The sequence below is a fragment of the Nonomuraea sp. NPDC002799 genome, from assembly GCF_053592075.1.
This window is the reverse complement of sequence record NZ_JBSFVA010000026.1, coordinates 1-12,916: the sequence shown is the minus strand read 5'-3', so window position 1 is coordinate 12,916 and position 12,916 is coordinate 1. Positions and strand designations below refer to the sequence as shown.

Annotated in this window: 11 protein-coding genes; 3 read left to right on the top strand and 8 right to left on the bottom strand. The window is 62.0% G+C overall.

All coding sequences use genetic code 11. The features are described 5' to 3' along the window. Nucleotides 1-35 precede the first annotated feature (35 nt). Nucleotides 36-371: a hypothetical protein gene (locus ACWD0F_RS35380; RefSeq protein WP_449883697.1), complete on the bottom strand. Its 336-nt coding sequence runs from the start codon at nt 369-371 to the stop codon at nt 36-38. Continuing rightward, a complete protein-coding gene (locus ACWD0F_RS35375) occupies nt 368-697 on the bottom strand; it encodes a hypothetical protein (RefSeq protein WP_449883695.1) in 330 nt (109 codons plus the stop codon). The genes ACWD0F_RS35380 and ACWD0F_RS35375 overlap by 4 nt, the downstream gene beginning before the upstream one ends. 208 nt (nt 698-905) lie before the next feature. Here ACWD0F_RS35375 and ACWD0F_RS35370 point away from each other — a divergent pair, with 208 nt between their 5' ends. Then, nucleotides 906-2,129: an XRE family transcriptional regulator gene (locus ACWD0F_RS35370; protein ID WP_449883692.1), complete on the top strand. Its 1,224-nt coding sequence runs from the start codon at nt 906-908 to the stop codon at nt 2,127-2,129. On the opposite strand, the gene ACWD0F_RS35365 is transcribed toward ACWD0F_RS35370, so the two are convergent. Then, entirely contained in the window at nt 2,107-2,637 is a 531-nt protein-coding gene (locus ACWD0F_RS35365) for an NUDIX hydrolase (protein ID WP_449884053.1), read from the bottom strand. The genes ACWD0F_RS35370 and ACWD0F_RS35365 overlap by 23 nt on opposite strands. A gap of 449 nt (nt 2,638-3,086) precedes the next feature. Here ACWD0F_RS35365 and ACWD0F_RS35360 point away from each other — a divergent pair, with 449 nt between their 5' ends. Both ACWD0F_RS35360 and ACWD0F_RS35355 read left to right on the top strand, forming a co-directional pair. Next, a complete protein-coding gene (locus ACWD0F_RS35360; RefSeq protein WP_449883690.1) occupies nt 3,087-6,131 on the top strand; it encodes an NACHT domain-containing protein in 3,045 nt (1,014 codons plus the stop codon). 427 nt (nt 6,132-6,558) lie between these two features. Beyond that, nucleotides 6,559-7,002 (top strand): hypothetical protein, encoded by a 444-nt coding sequence (locus tag ACWD0F_RS35355; protein ID WP_449883688.1) that lies wholly within the window; start codon nt 6,559-6,561, stop codon nt 7,000-7,002. Nucleotides 7,003-8,008: 1,006 nt separating this feature from the next. Here the strand turns inward: ACWD0F_RS35355 and ACWD0F_RS35350 are convergent. From ACWD0F_RS35350 to ACWD0F_RS35330, 5 genes are read right to left on the bottom strand one after another with little or no spacing between them, the layout of a single operon-like run. Beyond that, nucleotides 8,009-9,388 carry a tyrosine-type recombinase/integrase gene (locus ACWD0F_RS35350; protein WP_449883685.1) on the bottom strand — a complete coding sequence of 460 codons (1,380 nt, stop codon included), beginning with the start codon at nt 9,386-9,388 and terminating at the stop codon, nt 8,009-8,011. Further along, nucleotides 9,385-9,576: a helix-turn-helix transcriptional regulator gene (locus ACWD0F_RS35345; protein ID WP_449883683.1), complete on the bottom strand. Its 192-nt coding sequence runs from the start codon at nt 9,574-9,576 to the stop codon at nt 9,385-9,387. Before ACWD0F_RS35345 ends, ACWD0F_RS35350 begins: the two co-directional genes overlap by 4 nt. Beyond that, on the bottom strand, nt 9,573-11,195 hold the full coding sequence (locus tag ACWD0F_RS35340; RefSeq protein WP_449883680.1) for a replication initiator: 1,623 nt from the start codon (nt 11,193-11,195) through the stop codon (nt 9,573-9,575). The genes ACWD0F_RS35345 and ACWD0F_RS35340 overlap by 4 nt, the downstream gene beginning before the upstream one ends. Next, nucleotides 11,192-11,395, bottom strand: a complete 204-nt coding sequence (locus ACWD0F_RS35335) for a hypothetical protein (protein WP_449883677.1) — start codon at nt 11,393-11,395, stop codon at nt 11,192-11,194. The genes ACWD0F_RS35340 and ACWD0F_RS35335 overlap by 4 nt, the downstream gene beginning before the upstream one ends. Further along, nucleotides 11,392-12,816: an FtsK/SpoIIIE domain-containing protein gene (locus tag ACWD0F_RS35330; RefSeq protein WP_449884050.1), complete on the bottom strand. Its 1,425-nt coding sequence runs from the start codon at nt 12,814-12,816 to the stop codon at nt 11,392-11,394. Before ACWD0F_RS35330 ends, ACWD0F_RS35335 begins: the two co-directional genes overlap by 4 nt. Nucleotides 12,817-12,916 lie beyond the last annotated feature (100 nt).

The following is a 12,916-nucleotide window of genomic DNA, read 5'->3' as shown; positions in this document are numbered from 1 at the left end:
CTCTACACCACATCCCCAGAAGACCGCCTCGTCGCTCATGACTCGACCTCGCGGACGAAGTCGGCCAGCGGCCCCGTCACCGGATGGGCAGCTCGAAGGTCCGCATAGAGCATGGCAACGCGGTGAGCGGCCCGTACCGGATCAATCGCGGGATGCCAGGCATAGATGACGCGACGGCGTGCGGCATTCCAGCCCGTTCGCCACCAGAAATGCTGACCATCGCACCACACCACCAGACCGACCCAGACCGACACGAGCGCGAGCCCGTATCCATCGTGAACATCGGCGGCGACCCCTTTTTCCGCCAGCGCTTGCCGGAGAAGTTCGGCCGAATGGCCCGGACTAATCGTGATCAATTTCGCCGCGTTCATTCGGCCACCCGCTCGAAACGCACCATGCCCGCCGGGTCGAGGGAAGCGCGGAAGATCTCGCGGCGGAAGTGGTCGTCGGGGAGGGCGCCGAAGTCGCGGACGCTGTGCACGATGCGCCCCCGCACGGCAGCGCCTTCAGGCATGCCCCGCATCGCCTTGCGCAGCTCGTCCATGGCAGTGGCCTGGAACGGGCTCGCCCCACACGGCCCCAGTTCCTCGCCCTGGCCGGCGGTGAGGCGGACTTCCCACTCGAACAGCTCACCCAGCGCGCCGCCCTGGTTGGAGCCGTCACAGAACAGGCAGTCTTCCTTGGCGGACGTGGCCATACCCAACCTCGATGCCGCAGCATGACCGCGCCGAGTGACGATCTTCCATCCTCGGCCGTCGCATTCAGTGCACCTGACTGGAGTTGTCATGCCCGACAGCATGAGGAGCCAGACCGTTTATACATATCCCACGGCGATATACAGCGAAGGCATATAGAGTCTGCGGCACCTCAATGCACCACCTGGGAGTCGACTTCCGGAGGACCGCATGCGTAAAACCGCTTTCGACCCGATCGACATACCAGAATGGGTGTGGGATCGCGACGAAAGCCGCAAAATCCTCCAAAAACGCGATATCACCGGGCTATTCCGCCTCGTCGCCAAATACGCCGGACTCAGCCAGGTACGCATCGCCACAGCAACCGAGATCGCCCAACCCCGAGTCAACAAGATCTTCAACGGCAGCGCGGGACCCATCGAGGAACTCGCGGTATTCGAGCGCATCGCCACCGGACTCGGCCTGCCCGACCACGCCAGAATGCTCCTCGGCCTGGCCCCGCTCGACATCGCCTCACCGACCGGTAATCACGACGACGAGCACCAGGAGCAGACCAGCGAACTCGCCGCCCGCCTGGATGCCGCCTCAGCCATCGACCCCACGATGGTCATGATCCTCACGACGGACACCAACAACCTCCGCCTCCAAGACCGCCGCATCGGTGGACCCGCCATCGCCGACAAGATGCGCGCCCAGATAGCCCAGATCGAACGTGCCCACCACCACGCCGTACGTCCCCGCATCCGCGCCCAACTCGCCCACCTCCTCGCCGAGACGGCGTCACTGGCCGGATGGCAGGCCATCAACACTGTGGCCCTCAACGACGCCTGGAGCCACTACGAACGTGCCAAGGCCGCTGCCCGAGAAGCCGACGACCCCGCCGTCCTCGCCTACGTTTCCGGCGAGCAGGCGTATGTCCTCATGGACCTGGGCCGACCCGCCGAAGCCGCGGAACTCCTCCAGTACATCCACGCCACCCACCGCGACCACGTCCCCGCCCGCCTCAGAACCTGGCTGGCAGCAGCCGAAGCAGAAGCCGCCGCCGTCCTCGGCGACGAGGACGCCTGCCGTCGCGCACTCGACCAGGCCGCCGCAGTGCTGCCGGAAGGGGACGGGGACCCAGAAACGCCCTACCTGTCGATCAACGTCCATCACTTCGCCCGCTGGAGAGGCAGTTGCCTGCTCCGCTTCGGCGACCCCGGCACCGTCGAGGACCTTCGCTCAGCCCTGGCCGGAATGGACGGCACCTACAACCGTGCTGAGTCCGGCGTCCGCTGCGACTTGGGACACGCCCTCCTCGCGGCCGGCGAACCGGAAGCCGCCCAGCCTCATATTCAGCGCGCGCAGCAGCTCGCCACCATGACCGGCTCCCGCCGCCAGCGTCGCCGCATCGACGAACTGTCTCGGGCAGTCAACCGTGCCCTTGGCCGTTGAGCCGCTGCTGAGCCTGGAGAAGCCCGATCAACGTCCCGGACGTCCAGATGTCACCGCGGGCGATCATGTCGGGGATCTCCGACATCGGAACCCAGTCGATCCGGTCGGCTTCCACCTCACCCTCAGGCTTGCCCACCAACTCGGCCCCGCGCGCCAGGAACAGGATGTGCTCGGAGTCGACCATGCCGGCCATCGGCTGATAGCTCACCAGATGCTCAACCTGCTTGGGCCGATACCCGGTCTCCTCCTCCACCTCCCGTACAGCGGTGGTCATCGGGTCCTCACCCACTTCGACTAGGCCGCCGGGAAGCTCCCACCCCCACCGGTCGAACACGAAGCGGTGCCGCCACATCAGCAGAACTCGGTCCTGCTCGTCGACGACGACCGCGATGGCAGCCCGGTCCAGATGCACCACATGATGCTCGAACCGCTCTCCGCCGGGGATCTCCACATCGGCCATGCCGAGCCGAATCCACCGGTTGTCGTAGATCAGCCGTTCCCCATGCACGACCCAGCGCGTCAGCTCAGCGTCATCAGCCACACCGCGAAGCTACCGCCTTTGCTATCGCTGGTACATGGCTTCCAGTCCAGGCCATCGACATCGAAATTTCGGCATGACCTCTCTGCGTCGTCAGGGCTGGTCCACCTAGGTGGCTCAGCACCCCAGGTGAACCCGTCGAGGCCAGCGTCCCTCGATACGCCAAGCCTCCTTTCTCAGGCATGCATACAAGCATGCCTCGGGTAGAGGATGGCATGAGTACAGGGCCATGCTCTCCCCCTCCATTGCCGGGTACGTTCAGAAGAGTCTACAACGTCCAAGAAATATAGGACATAGCGGACAAAGAACATCTTTAAGTGATAGCACGCATAGCGTACTCCGGACCGCTACTGGACGGTCACAGTAACATGCTGCATTCTTAGACTATCAGGACCAACAGAGCTAGGTAATATGCAGTTATGCGAATACTAGTTGCGGCTTCAGAGTCGAATGACCAAGGGGACGTTTTCACCGAGCGTATGACAGATGTTGTCCACGCTCTCGGATACGAAACGCTGTACCTGAACATAAGTAAGCCCGGGCGCGAGATTGACATACATGGACGCCATCGGTTGGAGCACCGCAGCGTCATTGTCGAATGTAAGGCGCAAAGTCGTCCAGTTTCCGGCGCGGACTTGAACAAATTTGCTGGTGTGTTGGAACGCGAACGGCTTCAGGAGCCAAACCTGGTTGGATATTATATATCCATTTCAGGCTTCACTGCTCCGGCACGGCTGCAAGAGGATGATTTTCCTTCGCCAAGGATGCTTCTTCTTGGACCGGTCGATATCTACGAACAGCTCGTCGCTGGAAATATACTTATTCCAAGAGATAGGGCAGCGTTCGCTGCTGCCACTACCATGTCTGAAAGCCTGACAGGTCTTTCCGTTGACGATGAGCCTATTCTAATTGCACATAATTCGGGATGGATTTGGTTGATTCCATACTCGCATCTGGGAAAGATTGTAGCATTTTCCCTTGTCCACGCGAGCGGGTATCTTCTGCCCCACTCCGTCGCACAATCTATCCAAGCGCTTCTGCCCCAACAGTTTCGTGATCTAACAGTCTGCGCGCCCAGTGATTCAAGGATCAATGCCGACAGCGAAGTTCTCAACGCTTATCGCCGCTATGTGTTGCAGGAATGCGGATCAATAGCCCTCGAAGGAATGCCCATAGATAACTATGTAAGCACAGCGAGTCATGATATAGAGGATTTCTATATCGATATCACTTTGGAGGGCATGGCGCCACAGGCTGAAGATCGCTCTCATAGTTCCAATGCATCGCCAGGAAGGCCATACGAGGAAGCCCGCATCGTTAAACGGCTTGGAGAAGTACTATCCAGCGAAGTCAAGATAACAGTACTCGCGCCTCCTGGCTCCGGTAAGTCGACACTCATAAAAAGGCTCGCGGTGGCCTATGCCGACCCGGATCGTCGTAGCAAAATAGACGACAATTTGCCAGGACGCCCCTTTCTTCCGCTTGTATTGCGAGGACGTGATCTCAAGGTACATGAGGATACAACAATCCTTGACGTAATTCACGATATCCCTCGCAAGGCAGAAATTCCTCATTTCGCGAGCGATTTCAAAGAACTGATACATCAGTCTATGCAAGCAGGTGATGCTCTACTTTTAATTGATGGCATCGACGAAATAGCTGACGAAACAGCTCGGCGACGTTTTAGTGCAAAGCTGCGAACATTCCTTGCTATCCACCCTAATGTTCGTCTCGTCCTGACATCCCGCGAGGCGGGATTCCGCATCGTAGCTGGCGATATTGCTGGATTCTGCACCGTCTACCGACTATCAGAGCTAACTAATGCAAACATCCACCAGCTAACCCATGCATGGTATCGCCACGTTGACCCGGTTCCAAGGTCTACTGAATATATTAACCAAGTGGTCGGGAGGATAATTAATAACAGTCGTGTTCGGCGCCTCGCTCAAAGTCCGCTTCTTCTCATGACACTCCTATACGTCCAGCGCTGGATCGGCGATATGCCGAAGAGAAGGATGATCCTTTACGACAAAGCCATTGAGTTGCTGCTGATGACTTGGAATGTTGAAGGTCATACGCCACTGAACCTCGATGAAGTAGTCCCGCAGTTAGCTTATCTGGCTTTTGAGATGACCAAGGAAGGCACGCAACAAGCCAGTCTTGAAGACATCGAAAGAGTTTTTATCGAAGCACGAAAAGAAATGCCCGAGGTGCTTTCCTACGCGAAGAGCACTGCTGCCGAAGTTGTTAAGAGAGTAGAGCTACGTAGCAGCCTTCTTATAAAGGCCGGCCACGCCATAGAGTCAGGGCGTCTATCAACGTCATATGAGTTTCGTCATCTAACATTTCAGGAGTACTTGGCAGCCCGTGCTATCGCAAACAAGTGGATGCCCGCGGCATCCGAAGCCGACCCAGTCGAGCTTCTGAAGCCATACTTTTCCGATCCGAATTGGAGCGAAGTAATTGTGTTGTGCAGCACGCTCCTTGGGCGCCAAGGTGCTGCACTCATCAAAGCATTGGTCTCATACGTCACCGAACTGCTCGACTCGGAAGAGCAAGAAGACGAAGAGAAGGAAGCTTTTCATAATGAGCAGACCGTAGTGCACATACTGCTGGCCTGCATCGAAGATGAAGCTCAAGGATTTCCGGATGACATTGAGGACGCTATCGATCTAACAATACATCTCATGCACTATACATTTGGCATGTATCGAGATGTGCTGGCAGGGCGTTATGGTGACGCTATGCGCACACTCGTAATGGGACAACTGGAAGACACTCACGCGGAGTATTTGACAGTCTACTTCCATGTTTCCGGAGAGATATTTGCGCGAGATATATCGACCCTGGATGACTCGGCGATCTCCGTCAAGTTGAACAGCGCTCTTAAGTCGCCATTGTTGGCCGAACAGTTGTGCGCTGTCAGCTTCCTTTTCTCGCTTGGCTACTATCTGGACACCCATGACGGAGAGCTCCCTATCTCCTTCTATGGCGGAGATGTAGCTGTCACGAATTACTTGTCAGACACCATCGGCAGCATCTGCGAACTTCTTATCAAGCATAAGAACGACCCGGCAGTGGTGACGTGCGTATGCTGGGCGTTGGCCTGGATAACCGAGACCACTCGAATTCCTGCCGAGTGCCTAGAAGATACTGCATCCGTATTAATTAGATGGCTACTGGATCACGCAAAATCTCGACAGAGTTGGTTTGCCGGCTGGATACTCAAGAATATATATAAGGAATTGGATGTGCTCGGTAAGTCTCTTCTGTCTGAACTGGATATAGAAATTATCCAAGCAGCTCTTATGCGAAAAGATGAACTTCCAGACTTTGTCGCAATGGGGCTTGCCGCTCTCGCTATATCGATTAACCCCGGTGCCGTTGATATCGTTCGCGACTATGTCAACAATGTCTCTCAGCCGGACGACGAAAGATGGGATGTCATACGGATTTCGCTTTGACAGTGTGATCGGATCGCCTGGGCTGATATGTGCTGACGTTTGTGGATTATTTGAACTCAGCGCTTTATGGGGGAGAGTATGGCAAAACCGTTGTGATCTTTGAGTCGGGCGTTCGTATCGTCCGTTGCAGGTCTGGAAATAATTGTGCTTGTCCCGAGGGATAGTTGCCTGATGCCTGACGCCGCTCACATTGCCGAATTGCTCTTGTATGTATCAAGCGGCGGCGCGGCGCGCCGCCGTACCGGCCCGCCTGCGCCCGCCGTCCGGGCATGCGGCCTGGGGGCCGGTCCCTGACGGCGGCGCCTCGGGCCGGCCCGCGTCAGCTCCCGCCGTACCAATCGAACCCGCCGACCCTCGCGCCCCGCCACCGCAGCGCATCCGACTCACCGTCTGGACACGACAGTTCCGAACAACAGACGATGGCAAGATGCGCAGCCGGTTAACGATCCTCGCGGAAGTAGCCACCGTCGCAGCTCTCATGGTCGCCGTGATGACCTTCCTGAAATGGGACGAGAGGGCCCCGTGGGGGGAAGGGAACCCTCCCGACCCTTCAAACCCCGAGCAAGCGCAAGCCCCGGTCGCCGTCCCAGCCCTTGTGGAACGGCTACAGCTGTTCGGCTCCGGTCAGGACTTTGGGCGCCTGCTGCTCTGGGGGATCGGCCTGTACATCCTTCTCGGGGCCTTAGCACTGATCGTCTCAGGTGAGTACGGTGGATCAGTCCGAGCTGGACTCTGGCTCTTGTTGGCGCTCGCAGTTACGGGCGCGTGGCTCTGGCTGTTCTGGGGCTCCCTCAACGTATTCGGAATCATTCTGTTAGGGATCGGCCTCGTCATCGTCGGTGTCGCGTGCCTCACGTACTTGGACGTTTAGAACCACGCCTCCGGCGGGGGCCTCCGGCTCCGGGATGATCGCCGAGGCAGGGACAGGGGCCGTAGGTGGTTGAGGTGGAAGCCTGATCATCCCGCCCGCCATCGACCCGGGACAAGCCGAGCGGGCCTGGGCCACGGGCTCAAGGTCGTTCGTCCAGTGGGGCGCTCCACCTTGACCCCGTGGCCCAGGCCCGCTTCCCCTTCGGGCGGGACGATGGCAGACGGGATGATCAGGCGGACGGCGTGTGCGCCTCGCGCGAGAAACCACAGACGGAGCTTGATGACCGTGTCACTCGACGCAGCTTAGTGGGCAGGAAGAGCGCGGCGGGATTGGGTAAGTGCGGACACTTACCCTCCAAGTTTTTTTTAAAATGGGTACCTGGCTACCCGTTGATTCTTCAGCGCCCTCGTCGGCGAGGCTCACTGCGGCTACGATCATCGCGCTGATACCAAGGATCATGCGCAGGCCAAGAGGCATGCCGTTGTCACCAGCGATGATCGAGGCTCCCAGCCCGCCAGCGACCATTATTCGGCGAGCTCCGGTAGGCAAGGGCACATCGCTAAGCTACCCCAGACGCGTGGTCGCTACGTGCTCATCGTCGCGGCCGAGGCCTCGGATCGCTGTGCAATATGCGTGCAATGATCTTGTGGGCTAGAGGCGACGGACGGTAGAACCCCGCAGTTCGGAGCTTGGGTGAGGGCCGCAACGGTCACGAGCTGTAAAACCGTCGGCTCAGCCTACGCAAGTTCGAACCTTGCACCTGCCACATGCAGTTAGCGCAGCTCAGAGGCCCTCCGGGGCCTCTTCTGCTTTTCCGGGGTTGTGCAGCCGGATGCTGCCGTGAGCGGCCGTTTGTCGGTGCTCACGGGATATATGCGGGATGAATCCTGCGGCGTTTCCCCAGGTAGAGGCCCATGATCCGGAGCATGTGCGGGATGACGAAGCCCTGCAACGCCGAAAGGCCCCGGGGTTAGCCGGAGCCCTTCGTGGGACGTTGTTCGTGATCTCATGCGGTCAGTACGTCCGTGATCCGCTGGTTGACGCTGTCCTCCTGGCCGTCGATGCACTTGGCGTAGACCCGCAGCAGGACATCGACCCCGTGGCCGGCACGGGCGGCCACTTCCGGAGCCGGTACGCCGCCGTTGAGCCAGAGCGAGACGGCTGCGTGCCGCAGGTCGTACGGGCGTCGGGCGAGCGGTGAGGCGACCTGGGCGGGCGTGAGCGCGAGAGTACGGGCTTCCTGCCAGACCTCGGTGTAAGCCGTCGAGGCGACCACGCCACCGCGCTCACTGCGGAACAGCCGCCCGCCAGGAGCGACGCCGAACTCTTCGATGTGTTGCCGAAGGATCTTGACCAGTTCCGGAGGGATCGGAATCCGCCGGACGTCATCCTCGCCCCGATGCTTGAGCCCGCGCAGCTCGTGAGCGTCGCCTGTGTCGGTCCAGCGACGGTTCACCTCAGGGCGGGAGCCGTCGAGGGTGAGCCGTCCCCAGCCCGCTGGCGGGAGGTGGCAGTCCTGCTCACGGAGGCTGACCGCCTCACCGGGGCGGAGCGCGGCGAAGTACATGCAGGCGAACATGGCCATCAGCCGTTGTCCCCGGCCCTTCCCGCCGCGTTGGCGCTTGCCGACGTACGTGAGCGCGACGAGCAGTTCCCTGGCTTGGCGTGGGTTGACCGCGACCCGTGGATCCACTGTCTCGGTGGTTTTGGGAAGCTTCCACTTGATCCGGTGCAGTGGATTGGACGGCAGCTCTTCCAGCTCCACCGCGTACTCGAAGACGTGGTGGAGGACGGCGCGCTTCCGCCTGATCGTGTTGGCCCCGGCCTTCTGGCCGTCGAGGCACAGGGTGAGGGCGTCCAAGGCCGGGCGCACGGCCTTGGTGTCGTTGAGTTCCGCCATGCTGAGGGATGCCGCCTCCAGCCAGCGGACGGTTCGCGCGATGTCGGCGGGCATCGCGGGCCGCTTCTTCTCAGGCAGCAGAACGTACTGGCGGAGGGCCGTACGGAGGAGGGCAGCATTCGGCCGCCCCGCCTTCTCTGCCGTCAACGCCGGGAGAGCCGTCGCCAGGGCGTCGGACATGCTGTCACGGCTCTTGGCAGCCGCGTACGGCCAGCGCGCTTCGACGTACGCCTTAACGAAGTCGAGGACAGTTCGCGCGCCCTTGGCTTTGATCATCGACTCGGGAAGACCGGTCTCCAGGTCGAATGCCTCACCGCGTCTCGCCGCTTGCCGCAGGTCGGACAGGAAGCTCTCGCCGAGGGCCTTGGTCTTGTACGTCTTGGACTTCTCCCGCCCGCCGACCTTCCAACGAACCTCGTAGGAGGGTGACTTGCTGGACTTGTTCCGCCGGATCTCCCAGAACTTCACGTCGTACGAGGTCGTCATGCTCCGCTCCGGAGGGATTCGAGCCAGGATTCAAGGTCGCTGCGGTAGATGCGCAGTTCGCCGTTGGGCAGGCGGATGCCATCGGGCGCCTTGCCGACCTCGCGCCAGCGGTAGAAGGTGCGGCGGGAGACTCCGCCGAGTTCGTTGAGGACCTGGCGGACGGTCAGTAGTTCGTCGTGCTTGGTCACGCGGCCCTCCCCACGTCCTCGGCTGCCGAAAGGTCTTGGCCGGCTGCTCTGGCCTCCAGTTCTCGGAGGTGGGCGCGCCAGCGTTGGCGTTCGTGGACGGATCTGAGGAGCCGGACGGCGAGTGGTGGCACGTTGGCGTCTCCGGTCGGGACGGGGCGCCAGATGTAGCGGTGTGGGTCGGTGGGTATGTCGGCCTGGCCGAGGGCTTCCAGGACCCAGGTGCGGCGGCCCTGCTTGTGTTCGGCGAGGGTCTTGTTGGACCACTTGCGGGAGACCAGGACGCGGCGACCGGCGTAGCCGAGGTGTTCGGGCTTGTGTGCCTTGGAGCGACACCGGCCGGGGGCCATCCCGGCTTTGGCGTTCTTGGGCTGTACGCCGTAGCGCAGCCAGTTCGGGCAGGACGGCGAGCACGGCTCGTAACGCAGGGCATCGACCATGCGTGTGGCGTGCTCACGCTGGGCCTGGCCGCCGTCGAGGCTGTCACCGATGGACTTGGTCAGGTACTTGGACAGATACCGGATGCACTGGTCAGCGTCCGGCGTACCGGCGAGAACGCCTTGCACGTCCACCTGATCGCCGAAGCGAAGCACGTGGAGCGGCTCGGCGTCTTCACCGAGGGCGTCAAGGGCTTCGTCCCAGGTCGGCAGGACTTCACCGGTGATCGGGTCGAGGAAGCCGGTCTCCTCGTCCCACACCGGCAGTTGATCGCCCTCGAAGCGCACTTCGTCGGCTTGTGGCCACCAAACCTGGTGATAGGTGGCGGCGGCTATCTGCTTGATCTCCGCGCGTGGGAGCGTTCCACGAATGGCCATGTGCAGGTGCGGAGCAAGTCGCTTCTGAGGCTCCACGGAGGCGAAGTACTGCACGTCATAGCCTGCGACACGGCGCAGGTTCTGCACGAAGCGATCCACCAGCTTGGAGAAGTGCAGCGCGTCCCGAGCAGCGCGCCGGTAGTCGTAGGCGTCCGGATCGACGGGGACGCCGTCGCGAACCTTGCCGTACGAGGGCAAGGTGAGCGTGACGAACAGGGACGGCCGGTAGGTCTTGCCGTCCGTGCCGTGGAAGGTGCGTCCCAGGGTGGTGTTGGTCATTTTGCGCTTGGGCAGGTCGGGCGCGTCCTGGCGCCGTCTGGTGGAGCGGGAGCGCTTGGTGGTGGTACGGCCCAGGACGTTGCCGCGCATGCCCGCTGCGTTGATCTCCTCGTCCAGGCCGGTGATGATCGCGTCCAGGTCGGTGGTGTCGTCGCCGGCCTTTTCGGCGGCATCCCGCTGGGCTTGGAAGTCGGCGCGGAACTCCACCAGCCAACGCTGTTCCTCGTTGGCCTCGTTGGCCTCGTCGGGCGTGATGGCGGGTTCGGCGTCGAGGTGCCAGCCCTCGCGGCACTGGGCCTTGCGCAGTTGCTTGTTGCGCTTGGCGCACGGCGGGCACTTGCTGTCGAGGGTGGCCCCGCACGGAACGTCGATGATCTCGGACTTACCGGTGACGACGTCGAGCCGCTTGAGCGGGACGGGCCGGATACAGACGCCGTGGAGCTTGGCGACCTCTACGAGCACATCCCGGGCCATCGGCATGGCCTGTCGTACGGCCCGGGGTAGTGCGCGGTCGTGCGGATGGGTCACGCGGTCCTCCCTTCGTCGGTGGTCTCGGTCATTACGGCGCAGAGCCGGTAGCGCTCGTGGGAGGGGTTGGCGTAGACGTGGGGGTGGTAGAGCTCGAAGACCCGCATGCGGGGCAGATCACGCGCGGTCAGCAGGACCAGGAGCGGGCGGCCTGCGACCAGGCTGATTTCGTCGGCGGTGCCGTGGAAGCAGATCTTCACGCGGCCTCCCCGTGTGAGGCATAGGCGTCGGCCATGGCGCGGATGTCGTGATCGGAGACGTAGGCGGCGCGGACCAGGACGGGCTCGGGACTGGTTTCCAGCCGGACGTAGCCGACGCCCGCGCCGATCTCTGGAATGGGTGAGATGTGGTCAGCGAGGGCGCCGCGATCACGTGCGCCGTCGCCGAGGACCATGTCCACCTGTTCCGACTCATCCAGCCGGAGGGCGATCTTGTCGGGGAAGAGGTTGCGGATGTTCATGACCTCTTTGCGTGGGTCCTGGAGTGCGGCCAGGACGCCGACACCGACCGCGCGCCCTTGGGTGGTCAAGGTGGCGAGCGCTGCGGAGATGCGTTGTCTGAGCTGCCGGTCGGACTGGTAGGCGGTCAGGAACGCCACCTCATCGACGATGACCAGGACGAACGGATCAACAACGGTGGGGGTGTGGGAGCGCTGGAGGCCGGCGAACCGGGCCGCCCGTTTCTGCATGACGCAGACGGCCTCGTCCAGCAGATCGGCGCACTCCTCGGGCGTGGCCGCATACCGATCGCCGAACAAGTCGCGGCCGTAGGACAGCTCCATGAGTTTGGGATCCAGCGCCCACAACTCGACCAGGCCCGCGCTGGCGGCGGGGAGCAGAGAGCGGATGACGGACCAGATGATCGACCCCTTGCCGGCTCCCGTCGCGCCCGCGACGAGGACATGAGTGCCGTGCACTTTGAGCCGCCACGGCCGCCCATCCTCGCCTTTGCCGATCTCGACCGGCCCCACCGTCGGTTCCTCCGGTATGGCGAGCGCCGGCAGGGGCGAGGCGAGTGGATCGCTGCGTGGGAAGGTCAGTGTCAGCCGTCCAGCATGAGATGGGGCAACGCGGCACGACTTCGCGCCGAAGCCTTGGGCCAGGTGGTCGGTGCGATCCGCCCAGTCCTTGACCGCTTGGCCTTTGAGCATGCGCACGGTGACCACGTCGGCCCACGAGGTGCAGGTGACCTTGCCCAGCCGGGGCAGGTAGTCACGGCCCCGGAGGTGACGGCCGAGACCGGAGACGATCATGACGGGTTGCCAGTGCCGCCGGTAGATCCAGACGAGTCGCCACCAGGCCAGCAGCCGATAGCCGACGAGACGGGCGAAGGACGGCCGGTCGAGGAACGCCCACGAGCTCAGGGCGAAGACGACTGTCCCGGACAGGGACGCCGCCAGCGGCCAGCCGTAGAAGTACCAGAGAGCGCCGAGGGCTATCGGGATGAAGGCCGCGATGGGGTGGCGCCAGATCGTACGGACGAGCCTGGCGAGTATGCGACCGGTGAGGATGACGATGGTGAGGATGGCGGGTGTGGTGACGACGGCCGGTCGGAAGACGACGGCCGTGTCGGGCGTGGTGGAGACGAGGTTGCGCGCCTCGTCGCCAGGGGGTGTGTCCAGTCAGTGGCTCTGTCTCGGATTCGGTGGTGACGGATCGTGCTGTGGCGTCACGCTGAGTTGTGCTTGATGATGACGGACTCGTACGTACGGTGTTCTCGGG